This window comes from Stutzerimonas kunmingensis (assembly GCF_032106285.1).
Classification (GTDB): Bacteria; Pseudomonadota; Gammaproteobacteria; order Pseudomonadales; family Pseudomonadaceae; genus Stutzerimonas; species Stutzerimonas kunmingensis_B.
Genome location: NZ_DAMCPO010000002.1, coordinates 148,284 through 167,642, shown reverse-complemented (window position 1 = coordinate 167,642; position 19,359 = coordinate 148,284). Strand labels below are relative to the sequence as shown.

At 67.6% G+C, this 19,359-nt stretch carries 12 protein-coding genes; 4 read left to right on the top strand and 8 right to left on the bottom strand.

Features of this window, described 5'->3' with window-relative positions; genetic code table 11:
* Positions 1–6: 6 nt before the first annotated feature.
* The 3 genes from recD to recC form a co-directional block, all read right to left on the bottom strand.
* Positions 7–1,857, bottom strand: a complete 1,851-nt coding sequence (gene recD / locus RT582_RS02475) for an exodeoxyribonuclease V subunit alpha (protein WP_313476439.1) — start codon at positions 1,855–1,857, stop codon at positions 7–9.
* 136 nt (positions 1,858–1,993) lie between these two features.
* The gene (gene recB, locus RT582_RS02470) at positions 1,994–5,542 is read right to left on the bottom strand and encodes an exodeoxyribonuclease V subunit beta (protein WP_313476437.1); all 3,549 of its coding nucleotides are present in this window, start codon (positions 5,540–5,542) and stop codon (positions 1,994–1,996) included.
* Entirely contained in the window at positions 5,539–8,808 is a 3,270-nt protein-coding gene (gene recC, locus RT582_RS02465) for an exodeoxyribonuclease V subunit gamma (protein ID WP_313476434.1), read from the bottom strand. The genes recB and recC overlap by 4 nt, the downstream gene beginning before the upstream one ends.
* Before the next feature lie 226 nt (positions 8,809–9,034).
* On the opposite strand from recC, the gene RT582_RS02460 reads away from it, so the two are divergent.
* Both RT582_RS02460 and RT582_RS02455 read left to right on the top strand, forming a co-directional pair.
* Positions 9,035–9,931 carry a cache domain-containing protein gene (locus RT582_RS02460; RefSeq protein ID WP_313476431.1) on the top strand — a complete coding sequence of 299 codons (897 nt, stop codon included), beginning with the start codon at positions 9,035–9,037 and terminating at the stop codon, positions 9,929–9,931.
* Between the two features lie 141 nt (positions 9,932–10,072).
* Positions 10,073–11,758 carry a Na/Pi cotransporter family protein gene (locus RT582_RS02455; protein ID WP_313476430.1) on the top strand — a complete coding sequence of 562 codons (1,686 nt, stop codon included), beginning with the start codon at positions 10,073–10,075 and terminating at the stop codon, positions 11,756–11,758.
* A gap of 16 nt (positions 11,759–11,774) precedes the next feature.
* Here the strand turns inward: RT582_RS02455 and RT582_RS02450 are convergent, their stop codons facing one another.
* From RT582_RS02450 to RT582_RS02430, 5 genes are all read right to left on the bottom strand, one after another.
* Entirely contained in the window at positions 11,775–12,797 is a 1,023-nt protein-coding gene (locus tag RT582_RS02450) for an AbrB family transcriptional regulator (protein WP_313476427.1), read from the bottom strand.
* A 1-nt stretch (position 12,798) separates the two neighbouring features.
* A complete protein-coding gene (locus RT582_RS02445) occupies positions 12,799–14,313 on the bottom strand; it encodes a tripartite tricarboxylate transporter permease (RefSeq protein WP_313476425.1) in 1,515 nt (504 codons plus the stop codon).
* A 1-nt stretch (position 14,314) separates the two neighbouring features.
* The gene (locus RT582_RS02440) at positions 14,315–14,758 is read right to left on the bottom strand and encodes a tripartite tricarboxylate transporter TctB family protein (RefSeq protein WP_023443992.1); all 444 of its coding nucleotides are present in this window, start codon (positions 14,756–14,758) and stop codon (positions 14,315–14,317) included.
* A gap of 78 nt (positions 14,759–14,836) precedes the next feature.
* Positions 14,837–15,811: a tripartite tricarboxylate transporter substrate binding protein gene (locus RT582_RS02435; RefSeq protein ID WP_313476422.1), complete on the bottom strand. Its 975-nt coding sequence runs from the start codon at positions 15,809–15,811 to the stop codon at positions 14,837–14,839.
* 27 nt (positions 15,812–15,838) lie between these two features.
* On the bottom strand, positions 15,839–17,101 hold the full coding sequence (locus RT582_RS02430; RefSeq protein ID WP_313476420.1) for an OprD family porin: 1,263 nt from the start codon (positions 17,099–17,101) through the stop codon (positions 15,839–15,841).
* 181 nt (positions 17,102–17,282) lie between these two features.
* Between RT582_RS02430 and RT582_RS02425 the strand changes: the two genes are divergently transcribed.
* Both RT582_RS02425 and RT582_RS02420 read left to right on the top strand, forming a co-directional pair.
* Complete coding sequence (locus tag RT582_RS02425; RefSeq protein WP_313476419.1) at positions 17,283–17,954, top strand: response regulator; 672 nt, start codon at positions 17,283–17,285, stop codon at positions 17,952–17,954.
* Positions 17,947–19,347, top strand: a complete 1,401-nt coding sequence (locus tag RT582_RS02420) for a sensor histidine kinase (protein ID WP_101275377.1) — start codon at positions 17,947–17,949, stop codon at positions 19,345–19,347. Before RT582_RS02425 ends, RT582_RS02420 begins: the two co-directional genes overlap by 8 nt.
* Positions 19,348–19,359: the final 12 nt, after the last annotated feature.

The following is a 19,359-nucleotide window of genomic DNA, read 5'->3' as shown; positions in this document are numbered from 1 at the left end:
CACGGTTTAGAACAGGCTGAGCTGATCGCTTTTTGGCTCATCTGGCTTGGCCGCCGGCACTGCCTCGGTGGCTCTGGTCTGAGCGCAGGGGAGCGCCAACCGCTCGGCCAGTCCTGCGGCGCGCTCGGCGCGTGTATTGACCGCTTCGGCCAGCCGCGCCGGCAGCGCCCAGATCTCCACCTTGTGCTTGGCACGGGTGATGCCCGTGTAGAACAGCGAGCGCGTCAGCAGCGGGCTGGGCTGTTCCGGCAACGCCAGCAGCACCTCGGTGAACTCCGAGCCCTGGCTTTTGTGCACGGTCATGGCGAAGGCACTGTCATGACTCGGCAACCGTGCCGGGGCGAAGCCGCGATAGCCCTCGTCACCCTCGAAGAACACCCGCAGGCCCTGCTCGGTTTTCAGACACAGGCCGATATCGCCGTTGAACAGGCCCAGGGCGTAGTCGTTCTGCCGTACCATCACTGCGCGGCCGGGGTACCAGCGTTCGCGGGCGGGCACACCGAGGCGGCGCTTGAAGCGCGCTTCCAGTGCCTCGTTGATGCCGGTGACGCCAAAGGCGCCTTCGCGCTGGGCAGTCAGCGCGCGGAAACCGTTGAAGGCCTCGAACGCGGCGGATGGATCGGCCTGGCGTGCGGCCTGCAGATAGGTCGAATAGCCCTGCTCCAGTCGCTCGATCAATGCGGCGGACGTTGGCGTGGCATTCCAGGCAAGATCGGCGCGCCCATCCTGCAGCAGCGCCACCGTGCCCTTGGCATCGCCGCCATTGATTCGCCGCGCCAGCTCGCCGATACCGCTGTCGCCGGCGAAGCGGTGGCTGTGGGTGAGCAGCACCACCGCATCGCCGAGGCGCGAGCGCGGCGTCTCGACCGGTACGGCCTGCCCGGTAATGCGTTGCAGATCGGTCGCGGCCTGACTATCGAAACCGCGCCCTTCACAGAGTTCGGCGAACACCGCGCCGGCCTCCACGGCGGCCAGCTGGTCCTTGTCGCCGAGCAGGATCAGTCTCGCCTTCGGCGGCAGCGCAGCGACCAGCTTGGCCATCAGCGCCAGATCGACCATCGACGCCTCGTCCACCACCAGCACGTCCAGCGCCAACGGGTTGGCCGCGTCATGCCGTACTTTCGGGCTGTCGCCGCGGCTGCCGAGCAGGCGGTGCAGGGTGCGCGCCTCGTCCGGCAGGGTGTCCTTGACGGCATCGCTGACCGGCAGATCGGCCTTGGCGTTGCGGATCGCTTCGGCCATGCGCGCCGCGGCCTTGCCGGTGGGCGCAGCGAGGCCGATGGCCAGGCGTTCGCCGCCGGGCTGCTCGAGCAGCGCCGCCAGCAGGCGTACCACGGTGGTGGTCTTGCCGGTGCCGGGGCCGCCGGAGATTACTGCCAAGCGGCGGCGTACTGCCTGGGCCGCGGCGAGGCGCTGCCAGTCGGGGCTTTGCTGATTGAAGGCGAACAAGCGCGCCAGGCTGTCGCTCAGCTGAGCTTCATCGACATCGGGTGCGTCCGCTGCGCGAGTCAGAAGCTGTTCCGCCAGTTGCTCCTCGTAGGCTTGGTAACGGGCCAGGTAGAGCCGGTCGCCAACGAGGATCAGCGGCGCGTAATCATCAGATGTGCCGATCAGAGGCGAGGCCTCCAGTTGCGCCCGCCAGGTTGCGAGCGCCGGCAAGCTGAGGTCGACCTCAGGCCAGGGGCGCTTGCCGGCGAAGCGTTGGAGCGGCAGGCAGACGTCTCCGGACGCCAGGGCTTCGCAGCAGAGCGCGGCGGCGAGCAGCACCGTTTCAGGGGTATCCGGCTCGAGGCGCTGCAGACTGGCGATGAAGGCGCGCTCAAGTGGGCCTAACGGAAGCTCGAATAGATTCGTCATCGTGGCGACCTCGAACCAGCAGAAACCCGCTGGCTGGCAGTACTCGTTCCGGCACCGCGGATCGCCAGCAAGCTGGCTCCTACAAGAGCGGGCGATCGCCCTTCGCGAGATAGGGCTCCTGCGAATATGAGGCGCATCATTTGCCCTCCTCGAACAATCGATCCAACGCATCGAGCAGCGCATCGTCCGGCCGCGCGAAGTAGACGCCAGCATCGGGCATGCCGCGCAGGAATAGGTAGAAGGCGCCGCCCAGCTGCTCGTCTTGAAAGTCCGCCAGCCGCTGGCGCAGGAAGCGACGCAGCGCCACCAGGTAGATCAGGTATTGCAGGTAGTAATGCTCGCCTGCCAACGCCTGCAGCAGCCGTTCGCCGCCGTAGTAGCTCGCATCCGGACCGAGCCAGTTGGATTTGTAGTCGGCGATGTACCAGCGGCCGTCGTGCTCGAAGGTCAGGTCGATAAAGCCCTTCAGGAAACCCTTGAGGCTGTCGAACTCCAACCGTGCCGCCGCTTCGCGCAGCGGTTCAGCGAGGCCGTTGGCCGGATCGACCAGGAGGCTGCGCAGCCGCGCCACGTCTAGGTCCCGCACAGGAAAGGTGAAGCCCAGTTCCGGCAGGCGTCTGGCCGATTGCAACGCGGCGAGGGTCAGGCCGGCGCCATCCATATCGGTGTCGAGCACCTTTTGCAGATGGCTGATGGCGATTTCCTTCCACTCCAGCGGCAGACCGTAGGCCTGCAAAGCGGGTTCGACCAGCGCCTCCAGCTCGCCTTTACCGCGCGCCCAGTCTTCGAGGATCGCGTGCAGGCAGGTACCGGCTCGCGCACCGCGGGGGAAAGCAAAGAAGCCGCTGCCCGGCTCGCCGGAATCAGGAATGGCAAGGGCGTCGCGGTCGGGCGCTTCCATATGCATGCCGGCGGCCAAGCCGGAAAAGCTGCCGATGCGCCAGGCGCTGTGCAGGCTGCGATTGAGCTGCGACAGCTGCTGAGGCGGCGCCGCTCGGCCGGGGCCTTGAGCACTGGCTTCGCGTGACTCCAGCGGCAGGCAGGCCATATGGCCGTCGCTCCCCTGCACCAGTCGCTCGATGGCAAGGCGCAGGCTACCGCCGTTGAGGTCAGCTAGGTAGTTGCCCAGCTCGCTTAGCGGCTGCGCGCCAGGCAGTTCGCGACCGTGCAGCAGCCAGGCCAGGGCGCTGCTGTGCAGTCCCTCATCGGCCAGGCTACCGTCCTTCTTCGGTTTGCACAGGTTGACTGGTCCCCAGTGCAGCCAGAGCCGGTCACGGGCGCGGGTCAGCGCGACATAGGCCAGGCGCAGCTGCTCGGCGAAGACTTCCTGGCGCGCGCGCTCTAGGTTGTCCTCCAGCTCGCCGCTGCCAAGATCCAGCAGCGGCTGACCGTCGGCGTCGTGGCAGCGCGCGCTGTCGCGGTTCTTGCCGAGCAGCTTGCCGTCCCAGAGAAAGGGACAGAACACCAGCGGATACTCCAGGCCCTTGCTGGTGTGGATGGTGACGATCTGCACCCGCTCGGCATCGCTTTCCAGGCGCAGCAAGGCTTCCTCACCGGCTCCCTCGCTGCCGCGCTGGGCATTGAACCAGGCAAGCAGCGGTTCCAGCCCGGGACGCAGCAGGCTCTCGGCCTGCAGCAGTTCACCGAGGTGAAGCAGGTTGGTCAGCCGGCGTTCGCCATCGACCCGTGCCAGCAGCCGTTCGGCCACCGCCTGCTCATCGAGCCAGGCACGGAACACGCGCATAAAACCCTGCTGCTGCCAGAGCTGGTGATAGCGCTCGGCGGCCTCGCGCTCGGCGTCCCACTGCTGCTGATCGTCCTGGCAGCGGGCGAGATCGGCGGCGCTGCGGCCCAGCAGCCGCGTGGCCAGCGCATAGCGCAGCAGGCCTTCACGACCGGGCTCGGCATAAGCGGCAAGCACCGCGGCCAGCTCACCGGCCTCCTCGCTGCGCCAGACGCTGTCGCGCCCGCGGCGCACGCTGGGCACACCACGTGCGGCCAGTTCATCGGCGATCATCCCGGCCTGCCGGTGGTTGGCGACCAGCACGGCAATGTCGCCACCTTTCAGAGGGGTGAACACGCCGTCCTTTTCGAAACCAGCATGGCCCTCTGCAGCGCCTGCCAGTTGCAGGGCGATACGCCGTGCGGTGTCGCTCGCCGCCAGCTGTGCAGCTTCGCCCTTGCCAAGCGGATCGTCGCCAAGCCAGACCAGCGACAGCGGCGCCGCCTCGCCCTCCTCCACCAGCCGCAAGCTCGCACGCGGCTTGTCGGCCGCGCCTACTGTTGGATAGCGCAGATCAGGTTGGGCGAACGGCTGTGGATGATCGAACAGCTGGTTCAGGGCGACGATCAGTTCGGGCGTCGAGCGGTAATTGGTCGGCAGGTTGAAGGGCTCGCGATCGGCCTGCTGCTTGGCGGTCATGTAAGTCGCCAAATCTGCGCCGCGGAAGGCATAGATCGCCTGCTTGGGATCGCCGACAAAACACAGCGATGCCTCGCCCGCCTTGGCATAGATGCGGTTGAAGATGGCGTACTGGATCGGGTCGGTGTCCTGAAATTCGTCGATCAGCGCCAGCGGATAGGTGGCACGCAGCGAGGCCGCCAGGTCTTCGCCGACCGGGCCTTGCAGCGCCTGGTCCAGACGATTGAGCAGATCGTCGAAGGCCAGCAGCCGCTGCGCCGCCTTGCGTTCGGGCAGCTCACGGTTGAGCCGCTCCAGCAGCGCCACCTCCAGGGCGATCAGGCGTTGCTTGCCGGCCGGCAGCGCCTCGGCGACCTGATCGGCCAGTTCATCCAGTGCATGGGCCAGTTCGCAGACGGGCGCGTCATGGCCCTTCTTGCAGGCTTTCGTCAGCGCGCGGACACCGAATTTGGTCGCGCCCTCGGGCAGGTCGAACATCACCGCCGGATCGGCGAAATAGGCATCCAAATCCATCTGCCAGGGCGCAAATTTGATGCTTTTGTGGGTGCTCTGGCTGAGTCCACCATGGGCCAGCAGCTCGGCGACCCAGGCGCTGCCCGCTCTCTTCCACAAATCAGCGGCGCGCTGCCAGGCGGCTTCGACCGGGCGCAGATCAGCGGCGACCGGCGCACCCTGCGGCTCGACGCGCAGATAGGGCTTGCCCAGGTGACTGCGCAGCCGCTGGCGCAGCCAGACGGGTGTGATTCGGCTCTTCGCCAGGAAGCGCGCCCAGGCTGGATCGGCGTCGGCCAGCTCGCTGCGCCAGGCGTCGGCGAGCAGCGCGTCAATAATCTCGCGGTCATCGGCGGTCAGCTCGCTGTCGAAATCGCCACCGGCCTCGAAGGCCGCATCCTGCAGCGCGCGCTGGCAGAAGCCGTGAATGGTGAAGATCGCCGCTTCGTCGAAACCATGCACGGCCAGCAACAGGCGGCGGCGCGAGGCTTCATCCGGGTAGCGCGCGTGCAAGCGGTTGAGGAAATCGTCGCTGCTCGGCGTGCCTTCATAGACCGCCAGCAGATCGGCCAACCGCGCACGGATGCGCTCGCGCAGTTCGGCCGTGGCTGCAGTGGTGTAGGTGACCACGAGGATCTGCCCCACCGACAGCTGCCGCTCCAGCAGCAAACGGGCGTAAAGCGCCGTCAGCGTCCAGGTCTTGCCGGTGCCGGCGCTGGCCTCGATCAGCGAGCGGCCGTCGAAAGGCGAATCGAGCAGGTCGAGTTTCATTGGTCTTCCTCCTCATCGGCCAAGGCATCCAGTGCGGGCCCTATCAGCTGTTGGGCCAGGGTTTCGAAGCGCTCATCCAGCGGATCACAGTCGCGGAAGGCCAAGGCGTTCCAAGGGTCTTCAGCCTCGGCAGCGATAGGACTGAATTCCGCCCCCAGCCAGGCTTCACGGGCGCGCTTGCGGCCACAGTCCAACGGTTCGCTGCCGCGGGCTGGCTTGCGATAACCCTTGGCGAAGGCATGGCTGCTACGCGGCAGTAGCGGCAGAGGCTCGCAGATGGCACTGCGATAGGCGGCGAGCCAGGGTTCGAGCAGCTCGGTGGCGTTCGCCAGCGGGCCCAGCTGCCAATCGCCTGCAGGCGAAAGCATCAAACTGCTGCGTTCGATACCCGGCGTGGCGGACAGGTTGAGCAGCAGATGGCGCAGCCAGAACGGCGGCAGGTCCCACTCACCGAGACGGCCAAGCTTCCAGCCGAACAGCCCGGCCGGGGTCACGCCGTCCAGCCAGCCATGCACGCGCACACCGGCCAGGGTGATGTCCACCGGCAGCGGCTCGGGCACCGCGTCCGGGCGCAGTTCGAATAGCCGCGGCGCAAAGGCACGCACCGGGCCGCGCAACTTGCCCCAAAGCGCCTGGCCCAGTTCACCGGTGGGCAGCCAGCCGGCGGCACAGGCCATGCGCCGTTCGTCTTCATCACTCCAGCCGTGCTCCATGGCCTGCAGCGATAGACGGCGCAGGCCGTTCCAGGCCGGCATTTCCAGGTCGAACGGCTCGTCACTGGCGAGGGATTCCTGATCGTCAGCCAGGCGCAGGCCGAGGCGCTTTTCGAGCAGGAAGCGCGCCGGATGGCGGAAGCACTGCAACAGCTGCGACGGCTCGATGGTCAGCCAGGCCTCATCCGGTTCGGCGAGCAGGCTGGCAAAGGGTTGCGGCTGGGTCTGCGGCGGCTCGGCCAGGCGCTGGGCGGCGCGAAACCAGGACGAGGAGAACCCGGCGCAGAGCCCGTCGCCAAAATTGCGTGGCGAGAAGGGCTGCAATGGATGGGCGACGAGGACCTGCTGACTGACCGGCTTCGTGCCATCGGCCAGCACCGCCGTCATGTCGACCGCTTCCAGCACTTCGCTGAGCAGCACCGAAGGCGGCAGCACGGCGTTGTCGCGCGGGTCGCGGCCGACATAGGACAGGTACAACGCCTCGCGCGCCGAGAGGAGGGTTTCCAGCAGCAGGTAGCGATCATCCAGCCGCCGGGCACGGTCGCCGCGGCGTGGATGCCGGCCGATCAGATCGAAACCCGAGGGCGGTGTGCGCCGCGGAAAGGCGCCGTCGTCCAGCCCAAGCAGGCAGACCACGCGGAACGGCAAGCTGCGCATCGGCACCATGGTGCAGAAGGTCACCGCGCCGGTAAGAAAGCCCGAGGCGCCGCCGCCCTGCTGCAAGGCGGCACTGAGCTGCTGGTGCACCAGTTCCAGTTCGATGGGTCGCGTCAGGTCCGCGGCCTGGGCCTGGTCGCGCAACGCCGCGCAGGCCTGGGATAACAACAGCAGCGTGTCGCCGGCTTCGCGCTCGTCGAACAGGGTATCGATCAGGATCTGCAGGTCATCGGCCCATTCGGCCAGCGGACGCGGCCGCGCGAGCTGGTCGGCCAGCGTGCCGAGCCGATCGACGAATTCCACCAGCCGTCCCAGCAGTTGCGCACGAGCGCCCTCCAGCGCATCCAGGGGCCAGTGCTCGCCGAGCAGTGGCGCGTTGTCGCCGGCCAGTTGTGGCGGCGCGGCAAAACCCAGCAGCAGTCGGTCCAGCCCCTGGCGCCAGGTGAAGGCTGATTCGTCCGGCAAGCCCAGGCGAACACGCTGGCTGCCGTCACGTCCCCAGCGCACACCGGCTTCCCACAACCAGTCACGCAACAGCGGTAGGTCTTCGCTTTCGATTCCGGCGCGCCGGGCTACGGCCGGCTGCTCCAGCCAGGCGAGGATTTCCTCGGCGGCAAAACGACTCTGCGCCAGCATCAGCAATTCGAGGAAGGCCTCGATCAGCGGCATTTCGGCACGCAGGCTGCGGTCAGCGAGGCTGTAGGGAATCCGCGGGCTGCCCTCGCGTGGGGCGAACACGGCTTCGATAAAGGGTGCGTAGCGCTCGATATCCGGGGTCAGCACCACCACCTGATCGGGCGTCAGCGCCGGGTTGGCGGCGAAGCGCGCCAGCAACTGGTCGTGAAGAATCTCCACCTCGCGCAGCGGCGAATGGGCGATATGCACTTCCAGCGAACGATCGTTCTCGGCGAGCGTGATGCGCTCATCGGGCTGCCGGGTGCGCAGGCGCAGGATGTCGTTCTGCAGGGCGTGCAGCAGGCTGTCGTCGCGCAGGTCTTCGTCTTCGGAATACAGGCCGAACTCCTGGCTGCCCTCGCTGGCGGTCAGGCTGAACAGGGAATCGAAGAAATCGCGGCCCTGCTTGCCGAGACTGGCCAGCAGCGGATGGCCCACGTCGAGATACCAATCGTCAGCGCCGCTCTCAGGCTGGCGCGCCAGCTCGCGGATATCGCGAATCTCGCCCCACGCCTCGCGGCTCGGGTTGAGCGCGCAGACCACCACGTCGATATGCCGCGCCAGCCCATCGAGCACGCGCAGGTGGTGCGGCGGCAGGCTGCTGATGCCGAACACCAGCAGGCGCTCGGGCAAGCCGGGCAAGGGCTCGTCGCTGTAGAGCCGCTGCAGCAGATCGTCGAGCAGCCGCGCGCGGTGCGGATGGCCGTCCTTGGTCAGCTCGCGCCAGAGCAGCGCCTGCCAGGCTTCGTCCGGACCGAGATCGAAGGTTTCGCCACGCTCCCAGGCTGCCAGCCAGTCGTCGCGATAGAGCAGGTATTGGTCGAACACGTCGGCGATCTTCGCCGCCAGCGACAGCCGCCGGCGCTCATCGCCGCCGTCGAGATACTGCGCCAGACGCTGCGCCAGCTCGAGATTGGTTGGCTCGCAAAGCCAGCCATAGAGCCGCCAGGTCAGGGTAGTCGGGGAAAACGCCGACTGCTCGGGCAGGCTGCCAAGCACCGTGCGGCTCAGGTCCCAGACGAACTTGGCCGGCAGCTGAATCTCCAGCTGCATGGCGATGCCCTGCTTGCGTGCCAGCTCAAGCGTCAGCCAGCGCCCCATGCCCTGGCTTGGCACCACCACCAGCGCCGGGGCGAAGGGGTCGGCGAGCGGCTGGGCAAGCAGGCGCGTGGCCAGTTCGCCGAGGGTTTCCAGATCAGGGGCATGGTAGAGGCTGAGCATGAGTGCACCGCGTGAACAGAAGTCGCTAGGTTACAGGCCGCTCTGCAGCGGAGCGAGCCGTGCACTTGAGTCTGTATCCCGGTTGCGACAACTCGTGTCGCGGCGAATCTCCTCCTTTCGCCCTGTCCTTTTGCTTCTCTCGACCAATATCAATTCCGCTGCTGCTGCCTAGCATGGGGATACGGGGCGGCCGCTTAGTCGCCCGCCATCAGGTCAGGAGTCGTTCATGAACCGGAACCGCAAGAAGCTGCTCGCCCTTTCCCTATCCGCCACGCTGGGCGCCGTGCCGCTGCTCCTGCACGCACAGGAGCCAGCCCAGCAGCGAACGCTCGGCTCGGTGGAGCGCAGCCACGCCAGCCAGGCCCGCGCCCTGCTCGACCAGGCCGTGCTGACCTTCCAGGCCAAGGGCCCGGAGCAGGCACTGGCCGCCTTCAACGACCGCAACGGTGAATTCGTCCACGGCCAGTACTACATCTTCGTGCTCGGCGAGGACGGCACCATGCAGGCCAGCAGCGGCCCTTCGGCCAGCCTGGTCGGACTGAACGTCGCTGAACTCAAGGATGCCGCCGGCAAATCCTTTATGCGTGAAATCCTCGACAAGTCGGCCAAGCAGGACAGCGGAGAAGTCGAATACCAGTGGCTCAACCCGGCCGACAACAAGGTCGAGAACAAGATCAGCCAGTTCCGCAAGGTCGGTGACCACGTGCTTTGTGTCGGCTACTACATCCCCCGCGCCACCGCCGAGGGGGCCAAATCGTTGCTCGACCGCGCCGTGCAGCAGGTCAAGGACAAGGGCGCCGACGCCGCCTTCCGTAGCTTCAATGATCCGCGTGGCGGCTTTGTCTTCAACGACGAGTACGTCTTCGCCATCGGCCTGGATGACGGTCGCTACCGCGCCAGCGGCAGCTCGCCAAACCTGGTGGGTGTCGATGTGCGCAACGTCAACGATGCCGCCGGCAAGCCACTGTTCAAGGAGATGATCGAACTGGCCCGCAAGCAGGGCTCCGGCAGCGTCGACTACGTTTGGCGCAACCCCGCGACCAACGCGGTCGAGCAGAAGCACACGCTGATCCAGCGGGTCGACGATGTACTGCTGGGCGTAGGCTACTACACCCGCCCCTGAGAGGGCGGGCCAGCAAGGCTTTGTGACGTTTCGGTGAACGGGGCCGGCAGGCCAGGGTCAATCGAGTATCCCCGGTGAAGATCTGCGTCCTTGTGACGCAGGCTTTCGTCGTTGCTGCTCGCCGGGGCAGGAGCCCGACCGATGCTGACCCTGCTGCACCTGTTGTCGTCCATCGCCCTGCTGGTCTGGGGTACGCATATCGTGCGTACCGGGATCATGCGGGTGTATGGCTCGCACCTGCGGCGGGCGCTCGGCCAGAGCATGGGCAATGCGCCGCTAGCCTTCGGCGCCGGCATCGGCGTCACCGCGCTGGTGCAGAGCAGCAATGCCACCGCGCTGCTGGCCATCTCCTTTGTCGCCCAGGGTCTGATGGCGCTGCCCACGGCGCTGGCAATCATGCTCGGCGCGGATGTCGGCACTGCGCTGATGGCCCGCGTGCTGACCCTCGATCTTTCCTGGCTGTCGCCGCTGCTGACGCTGCTCGGCGTCTGCCTGTTCCTCTCGCGCAAACAGACCCGCGTCGGCCAGATCGGCCGCGTGCTGATCGGCCTCGGGCTGATCATTCTCGCCCTGCAGTTGATCGTGCACGCCGCCGAGCCGATCACCGAGGCGCGCGGCATGCAGGTGCTGTTCTCCTCGCTGGCCGGCGACACCCTGCTCGCGGTGCTGGTGGGCGCGCTGTTCGCCGTGCTGTCGTATTCCAGCCTCGCCGCGGTGCTGCTGACCTCGACGCTGGCCGGTGCCGGCCTGATCAGCCTGCCGGTGGCGCTGGGCCTGGTGATCGGCGCCAACATCGGCAGCGGCCTGCTCGCCTGGTTCAACGCCAGCCTGCAGCCGGCTTCGGCGCGCCGCGTGGCGCTGGGCAACCTGCTGTACAAGCTGGCCGGGCTGATCGTGCTGCCGTTTCTCGGCATGCTGGTGGCCTGGATGGACACCCTGGGTGTCAGCGCACAGACCCAGGTGATCGGCTTTCACCTGATCTACAACAGCCTGCGCTGCGTGATCCTGCTGCCCACCGTTAAGCCGATGGCGCAGTTGTGTGAATACCTGCTGCCGGAGCGTGCGCTGGACAACGGCGTGGCGCAGCCTCGGCATCTCGACCCCGCCGCGCTGGATACGCCGAGCCTGGCGCTGGCCAATGCGGTCCGCGAAACCCTGCGCATCGGCGACATGGTGGAGCTGATGCTGGCGCGGCTGCTGGAGGTGCTGCGCGAAGACCGACCGGAGCCCGGCGACGAGATTCGCCGCCTGGACGATGACGTCGACGCGCTCTACAGCGGCGTGAAGCTCTACCTGGCGCAGATGCCGCGCGAAGACCTCGCCGAGCAGGAGGGCCAGCGCTGGGCGGAGATCATCGAGCTGGCGATCAACCTGGAACAGGCCGGCGACATCATCGAGCACATGGTTAGCAAGGTGCAGAACCTGAAGACGTCCAAGCGTCGCTCCTTCTCCGACAGCGGCCTGGAGGAGCTCGGCCAGCTGCATGCCCAGCTGAGCACCAACCTGCGGCTGGGGTTGTCGGTTTTCATCTCCGGCGACTCCCATAGCGCCCGCCAGCTGCTGCAGCACAAGCGCCAGTTCCGCAAGCTGGAGCGCGAGTTGGCGCACTCCCACGTGCAGCGCCTGCACCAGCAGGTGGTGGAAAGCATCGAGACCAGCGCAGCGCACCTGGAGCTGATCGCCGACATGAAGCGCCTCAATTCACTGTTCTGCAGCGCCGCCTATCCGGCACTGGAAGGCCCCGGCGGCAACAAGGCGCGCACAGCCGGCGAAGCGCCACGGGAGGTGATATCCGGAGAGCCTCACCTGCCAGGACGGCCGGCCTGATCCAGGGCCACGTCGGTCAGCAAGCGCGGCGTTGCCAGCGGCGAAACAGCGGCTCGGCGAGGAACATCACCAGAAACAGCCTGAGCACCTGTACCGCGGTGACCAGCGCCACCGACAGCTGCAGGGCTTCGGCGGTCAGGCACAGCTCGGTGATGCCGCCGGGCATCATGCCGAGCATCAGCGATACCTCGTCCAGCGCCGTCAGCCAGCCCAGCGCGCCGCCCAGTGCAGCAGCCACCAGCATCGCCAGCAGGGTGAACAGCAGGATGCGCAGCAGGAATGCCGGCGCGCTGCGAAAGAACGGCCGGTCGAAATGGCAGGCCAACGAACAGCCGATCAGCCACTGGCCGAGCGCGCCGGCCCAGCCCGGCAGGCCGATGTGCAGATCGAACGCCACACTGGCCACGGCGCAGGCGGTCAGCGGGCCGAGCATCCAGGGGTTGGGCTGGCCGAGACGCTTCCAGAGCAGCGCCAGCAGACCGCCGGCCGGCAGCAGCACGGCTAGCCAGGGCCAGCTCACCGGGGCCGCAGGCGGTGCCGCGACCGTCGGCAGGCCCCAGGTGAACAGCGCCGGCACGATCAGCACCACCAGCAGCAGGCGCAGGCTGTGCGCCGCCGCCACGCGCGCAGGTTCAGCCTGGTGCCGGTTGGCCAGCACCACCATTTCGCTGGCGCCACCCGGCATGCTGGCGAAGAACGCAGTGGCGCGGTCGGTGCCGCTGCGCAGCAGGATGAAGAGGCCGATCAGGCCCAGCAGCAGCGTGCCGACCGCACCGGCGAGGATCACGCCGAGATGCGCCAGCACCTGCTGCATGACCTCACTGGTGAAGTGCAGGCCGATGGTGCTGGCGACGATCCATTGCCCGACCTGACGGCCGCGCGGCACCTCGCTCACCAGCCAGCCGCTGCAGCGCACGGCGATCACCGCCAGCAGCGAGCCGATCATCCACGGCAGCGGCCAGTTGGCCAGGCTCGCCAGCCAGCCGCCGACCGCACCGATCAGCGGGGTCGCCCACCAGGCCGGCAGCCGCCGATGCATGTCAGGCCTGCGCCTCGACCACGTTGCCGCGACGGCGCTTGAGGTACCAGCGCAGCGCCGGCATGCCGAGCATCGCCACGGTCAGCGCCCACAGCGCCAGGGTGATCGGGCTGCCCCAGAGGATGCCCAGCTCACCGTTGGAGATCGACAGCGCACGGCGCAGGTTGTCTTCCATCATCTCGCCGAGCACAAAGCCGAGAATCAGCGCCGACAGCGGGAAGTCCAGCTTGCGCAGCAGGTAGCCGAACACGCCGAGGCCGACCATCAGCACCAGGTCGAAGGTGGTGCTGTGCACCGAATACACGCCGACCATGCTGATCACGGTGATCGCCGGCACCAGCACCCAGTTCGGCACGGCGAGCATGCGCGAGAACAGGCCGACCAGCGGGATGTTCATCACCAGCAGGATCACGTTGCCGATGAACAGCGAAGCGATCAGGCCCCAGACCACGTCCGGTTGCTGTTCGAACAGCAGCGGGCCGGGGGTGATGTTGTACAGCGTCAGCGCGCCGATCATCACCGCGGTGGTGCCTGAGCCCGGCACGCCGAGGGTCAGCATGGGGATCAGCGAGCCGCAGGCCGAGGCGTTGTTGGCCGCTTCCGGCGCCGCCAGGCCGCGCAGGTCGCCATCACCGAAGCGACCCTTGTCGCCGGCCATGCGCTTCTCGCTCATGTAGGTCATGGCGCTTGCGATGGTCGCCCCGGCGCCCGGCAGCGTGCCGATGACGAAGCCGGCCACGGCGCTGCGCACCATGGTCCAGAAGGTCAGACAGAACTCCTTGAAGTTGAACAGCAACCGGCCGCTGGCCTTCACCGCCTTCTGCCCGCTGTGGCTTTTCTCCAGCATCAGCAGGATCTCGCTGACGCTGAAGAAGCCGATCACCACGATGACGAACTGGATGCCGTCGGACAGGCTGACGCTGCCGAAGGTGAAGCGGTAGACGCCGGTAGTGGAATCGACACCAACGGTGGCCAGGGCCAGGCCCATCAGCGCGGCCATCAGCGTCTTCACCGGCTTGTCGCCGACCATGCCGCCGAGACAGGCGATGGCGAAGATCATCAGCACGAAGTACTCCGCCGGGCCGAAGGCCACCGCCCACTTGGCCAGCAGCGGGGCGAACAGCACCACCCCGCAGGTGGCGATGATGCTGCCGATGAACGAGCTGACTGCGGACAGCGACAGCGCGATTCCAGCCTTGCCCTGGCGCGCCAGCGGGTAGCCGTCGAGGGTGGTCATCACCGCGGCGGCATCACCCGGCACGTTGAGCAGGATCGCCGAGATGCGGCCGCCGTACTCGCAGCCCAGGTACACCGCGGCGAGCAGGATCAGCGCGGTCTCCGGCGGCAGGCCGAGGGCGAAGGCCAGCGGCAGCAGCAGTGCCACGCCGTTGATCGGGCCGAGGCCCGGCAGCAGGCCGACCACGGTGCCGACGAAGGCGCCGAACAGCGCCACCAGCAGGTTGGTCGGTCGCGTGGCGACATCGAAGCCCTGCATCAAGAAATTCAGTGTTTCCATTTCAGCTCTCCAGCAGACGCAGCAGGCCAAGCGGCAGCGGCACGTCCAGCAGGTAATCGAACAGCCCGTAGAGCAGCACGCCAAGCAGCGCACCGCTGATCACGCTGGGCCACAGGCGACCGTTGAACAGCAGACCGAGGGCGAAACCGGCCAGGGCGGTGCTGATGACGAAACCCAGGGTTTCGAACAGCAGCGCGTAGGCCAGCAGGGCCAGCACGCACAGCACGGCGCGCTGCGCCTTGGGCCGATCGAACGCTGGCGTCGGCTCACCGTGCGGTTTGAACAGCAGCCACGCCGCACCACAGGCCATCAGCAACAGCAGCAGCAACGGGTAGGCGCGCGGCCCGACCGGGTCGTAGGCAAAGGGCGCCTCGAAGCCCCAGGCGAGCAGGGCGAGGCCGGCGCAGGCGAGCAGCCACGCCGCGGCGAAGACACGTACGTACATGACGGGATACCTCAGGGATTCGGCGACCCGGCAGCTGCCGGATCGACCGTGCGGCCCGCGAACGCGGGCCGGTTCGCGTTACTTGACCAGGCCGAACTCGCCGGCCAGCGCCTTGTAGTCCTGCACCTGCTTCTTGACGAAGGCTTCCAGCTCATCGCCGGTCATCGACAGCGGGAACAGGTCGCGCTGTTCGCGCAGCTTGGCGAAGTCTTCGTCGGCGAGCAGGGTGTCGAACTGGGTCTTCCACCAGTTGAAGTCCTCGTCAGGCACTTCCGGCCCCATGTAGAAGCCGCGGATCACCGGCCAGCTGATGTCGTAGCCATGTTCCCTGGCAGTAGGAATGTCGGCCAGCTTGCCCGGCAGACGCTCATCGGAGAGCACGGCAAGGATGCGGATCTTGCCGGCGTTGAGCTGCGGGGTGACTTCGCCGAGGCCGCTGGAAGTGACCTGCACATGGCCGCCGAGCATGGCGGTGAGCGTTTCGCCGCCGCCCTCGAAGGCGACGTAGCGCAGCTTCTTCGGATCGACACCGGCAGCGCGGGCGATCAGCGCGGTCTGCATCCAGTCCTGGCCGCCGATGGTGGCGCCGGCGCCGAACACCACACTGCCCGGGTCCTTCTTCACCGCGGCAATCAGCTCGTCGAGGTTCTTGTAGGGCGCGTCGGCACGCACCGAGATGGCGCCGTAGTCGGTACCGACTGCAGCCAGCCAGCGCACGGCGTTCTCGTCGTAACGACCGAACTTGCCCTGGGCGAGGTTGAGCAATGAACCGCTGGAGAAGGCGGTGATGGTGCCGGCTTCTGCCGCACGCTGGGCAACCACCGCGTTATAGGCCACCGCGCCCACGCCGCCGGGCATGTAGGTGACGCGCATCGGTGCTTCGAGCAGGCCGCTGTCCTTCAGGCCGCTCTGGGCCAGCTTGCAGGTCAGGTCGAAACCGCCGCCGGGCTTGGCCGGGGCGATGCACTCGGGGCGCTTGGGTTCGGCCAGCAGCTGGCTCGAGAGCAGCAGGCAGGACGACAGCAGGGCGAAACGGCTGAGTCTGGTTTTCATCGGATAGTCCTCGCGTTCTTGTTCTGTTTACCAGATCGGCAGGCTGTAGCTGACGATCAGACGGTTCTCGTCGGCGTCGCGGGCGAAGTCGGAGCGGTACATCGCGTTGCGCCAGCGCAGCGCGACGTTCTTCAGCGGGCCGCTCTGCACCACGTACTTGAACTCGAAGTCGCGTTCCCACTCGCTGCCGTTGTTGCCGCCTGAGTACTCGGCGTTGTCGCCGGAGATGTAGCGGGTCAGGAAGGTCAGCCCGGGAATGCCCATGGCGGCGAAGTTGTAGTCGTAACGGGCCTGCCAGGAGCGCTGGTCGGCGTTGGCGAAGTCATTGATCTGCACGAAGTTGACCAGGAACGGATCACCGCCGTCGATGTAGGCGTAGCCGGTGTCGCCGCGCATCTGCTGGTAGCCGACGCTGACCTTGTGTCCGCCCAGGCTGTAGCCGAGCATGCCGTTCCAGGCCTGGTTATCGATCTTGCCGGCATTCGCCGCGCCGGTGTCGTCGCTGAGCATCACGCGCAGGTCCGCACTCAGCGCGGAGTTGTCGCTCAGCGGCCTGTTCGCCAGCAGGCCGAAGAAGTGCTGGCGGTACACGTCATCCAGCTCGCCGTAGTAGTAGCGCCCGGTGAAGTTCTCGTTGAAGGCGTATTCGGCACCGGCGAAGGTCAGGTGGTCGGCCTCGGCGGCGCTGGCGAAGCGGCCGTTCTTGTTGTTCAGCTGCAGGTCCTGGGAGTTGGTCGAGGAGCGGTCGATCACCTTGTCCAGGCGGCCGCCGGTGAGGGTCAGGCCGTCGATGTCGGTCGAGGTGACGGTGGCGCCTTCGAAGACCTGCGGCAGGGTGCGGCTGTCGCTGGCCTTGACCACCGGCAGCTCGGGGATGTGCGAGCCGTAGCGCAGCTCGGTCGCGGCGATCTTGGCCTTGGCGGTCAGGCCCAGGCGGCTGAATTCGTCCGGCGTGCCGCCATCGTCGTGCACCGGCAAGAGGTCGGTGCCAGCGCGGCCGCCACCGGAATCCAGCTTGACGCCGAGCATGCCCAGGGCATCGAGGCCGACGCCGACGGTGCCTTCGGTGAAGCCCGACTGGACGTCGAGGATGAAGCCCTGGGTCCATTCTTCACGCTTGGACTGGCCGCTGCCTTCGCGGAAATCGCGGTTCAGGTAGATGTTGTGGGTCTGCAGGGTCGCGCTGCTGTCTTCGATGAATGCGGCCTGGGCCATGGGTGCCAGCGAGGCGGCGGCAACGGCCAAAGCGAGACGGGCAGGAGCGGGTGAACGTCTGACGGCAGTCAGCATCGGGGTATCTCCACTATTGTTTTTGTTGTGACGGCGCATGCGCCGCGCGTGGTGGTTCGAGCCACCCGCGAGCGATCCTAGGCGGTCAAGCTTTCGCCAGCCTTTCAGCGCTGAAAGCCAGCAGCGGCGTGAAAGCTCTGCCGCTACACTGGCGCTCCGTCGCCATCGCAGAGGACAGGCAATGCGAATTCTTCTGGTCGAGGACCACCCCCAGCTGGCCGAAAGCGTGGCGCAGGCAATGCGCGCCGCCGGCTGGACCGTGGACCTGCTGCACGATGGCGTCGCCGCCGACCTGGCGCTGGCCAGCGAGGACTACGCGCTGGCGATTCTCGACGTCGGCCTGCCACGGCTCGACGGCTTTCAGGTGCTGGCGCGCCTGCGCGAGCGCGGCAAGACGCTGCCGGTGCTGATGCTCACCGCCCGCGGCGAGGTCAGTGATCGCGTGCACGGGCTCAACCTCGGCGCCGACGACTACCTGGCCAAGCCGTTCGAACTGTCCGAGCTGGAAGCACGGGTCAAGGCGCTGCTGCGGCGCAGCGTCGGCGGCGGCGAACGCCAGCAGCGTTGCGGCGCGCTGGTCTACGATCTGGATGCGCGGCGCTTCAGCCTGGCCGACGAGCCACTGACGCTGACCTCCCGCGAGCAGGGCGTGCTGGAAGCGCTGATCGCCCGCCCCGGTCGGGTGATGAGCAAGGATCAGCTGGCCGCCCAGGTATTCGGCCTGGACGAGGACGCCAGCGCCGAAGCGATCGAGATCTACATCCACCGTCTGCGCAAGAAGCTCGAGGGCCAGCCGGTACGCATCGTCACCTTCCGCGGCCTCGGCTACCTGCTCGAGGCGCTCGATGGCTGAGGAAGCGCTCGCCGGCAGCCTGCGCGCGCGGCTGCTGCGGCGGCTGGCGATCCTGCTCGCACTGCTGTTGCTGTTCGGCGGCCTGAGCGCCTACTGGAACGGCCGCGCCGCCGCCGATACCGCCTACGACCGCACCCTGCTCGCCTCGGCCCGGGCCATCGCCGATGGCCTGGTCACCCATGAAGGCGTGCTGCGCGCCAACGTGCCCTACGTGGCGCTGGACACCTTCGCCTACGACAGCGCCGGGCGCATCTACTACGGGGTACTGGACATCCAGGGGCGCCTGGTCAGCGGCTACGAGAACCTGCCGGCGCCCGCTGCCGACGTCCCGCGCACCGACGACTACCCGGCGCTGGCGCGCTTCTACGACGGCGAGTTCCAGGGCCAGGGCGTGCGCCTGGTCAGCCTGCTGCAGCCGGTCAGCGAACCGGAGCTCAACGGCATCGCCGAGATCCGCGTGGCCGAAACCCTCGGCGCCCGCGAGCGCATGGCGCGCAGCCTGCTGACCGACACCCTGTGGCGCGTCGGCCTGCTGGCGGTTGCCGCGCTGGTGCTGGTGTGGCTGGCGGTCAGCGCTGCATTGCGACCGCTGGGGCAGCTCAGCGAGGCGGTGCAGGAACGCGCACCGGATGACCTGCGGCCGCTGCCGCTGATCCATGTACAGCGCGAGCTGAGGCCGCTGGTGGCGGCGCTCAACGGGTTCACTGAGCGCCTGCGCGGGCAGTTCGAACGCCAGGCGCGTTTCATCGCCGATGCCTCCCACGAGTTGCGCACGCCGCTGGCGGCGCTCAAGGCGCGGATCGAGCTGGGCCTGCGCGAAGCCGAACCGGCGGTCTGGCGCAGCACCCTGGAAGACGCCGGACAGAGCACCGACAAGGTCATCCACCTGGCCAACCAGCTGCTCTCGCTGGCGCGCATCGAAAGCGGCGCGCAATCCATCGCCGAAGGCGGCGCGCAGCGCCTGGACCTGTCGCAGCTGGCCCGCGAGCTGGGCCTGGCGATGGCCGCGCTGGCGCACAAGCGCGGCGTCGCCCTGGCGCTGGAGGCCGAGGCACCGGTATGGATCGACGGCGAGCCGACGCTGATCAGCGAACTGCTGAGCAACCTGCTGGACAACGCGCTAGCGCATACCGGCGACGGCGGCAACGTGGTGCTGCGCGTGCTCGACGGCGCCGTGCTGGAGGTGGAGGACGACGGCCCGGGTATTCCGGCCGCCGAGCGCGATCGCGTCTTCGCGCGCTTCTACCGCCGCGACACCGGCGGCCATGGTGCCGGCCTCGGGCTGGCCATCGTCGGCGAAATCGTCCGCGCCCATCGCGCCGAGATCAGCCTGGATCAGGGCGCTCTCGGCGGCCTGCTGGTGCGGGTGCGTTTCGTACCGGCCGAGAGCTGAGGGGCGGCCGCG

What these genes read in the sequence shown, in the direction of transcription:
- RT582_RS02455 (WP_313476430.1), top strand. Translation starts at nt 10,073, where the DNA reads ATGCTGACCCTGCTGCACCTGTTGTCGTCCATCGCCCTGCTGGTCTGG.
- recC (WP_313476434.1), bottom strand. Translation starts at nt 8,808, where the DNA reads ATGCTCAGCCTCTACCATGCCCCTGATCTGGAAACCCTCGGCGAACTG.
- RT582_RS02430 (WP_313476420.1), bottom strand. Translation starts at nt 17,101, where the DNA reads ATGCTGACTGCCGTCAGACGTTCACCCGCTCCTGCCCGTCTCGCTTTG.
- recB (WP_313476437.1), bottom strand. Translation starts at nt 5,542, where the DNA reads ATGAAACTCGACCTGCTCGATTCGCCTTTCGACGGCCGCTCGCTGATC.
- RT582_RS02445 (WP_313476425.1), bottom strand. Translation starts at nt 14,313, where the DNA reads ATGGAAACACTGAATTTCTTGATGCAGGGCTTCGATGTCGCCACGCGA.
- RT582_RS02435 (WP_313476422.1), bottom strand. Translation starts at nt 15,811, where the DNA reads ATGAAAACCAGACTCAGCCGTTTCGCCCTGCTGTCGTCCTGCCTGCTG.
- recD (WP_313476439.1), bottom strand. Translation starts at nt 1,857, where the DNA reads ATGACGAATCTATTCGAGCTTCCGTTAGGCCCACTTGAGCGCGCCTTC.
- RT582_RS02440 (WP_023443992.1), bottom strand. Translation starts at nt 14,758, where the DNA reads ATGTACGTACGTGTCTTCGCCGCGGCGTGGCTGCTCGCCTGCGCCGGC.
- RT582_RS02420 (WP_101275377.1), top strand. Translation starts at nt 17,947, where the DNA reads ATGGCTGAGGAAGCGCTCGCCGGCAGCCTGCGCGCGCGGCTGCTGCGG.
- RT582_RS02425 (WP_313476419.1), top strand. Translation starts at nt 17,283, where the DNA reads ATGCGAATTCTTCTGGTCGAGGACCACCCCCAGCTGGCCGAAAGCGTG.
- RT582_RS02450 (WP_313476427.1), bottom strand. Translation starts at nt 12,797, where the DNA reads ATGCATCGGCGGCTGCCGGCCTGGTGGGCGACCCCGCTGATCGGTGCG.
- RT582_RS02460 (WP_313476431.1), top strand. Translation starts at nt 9,035, where the DNA reads ATGAACCGGAACCGCAAGAAGCTGCTCGCCCTTTCCCTATCCGCCACG.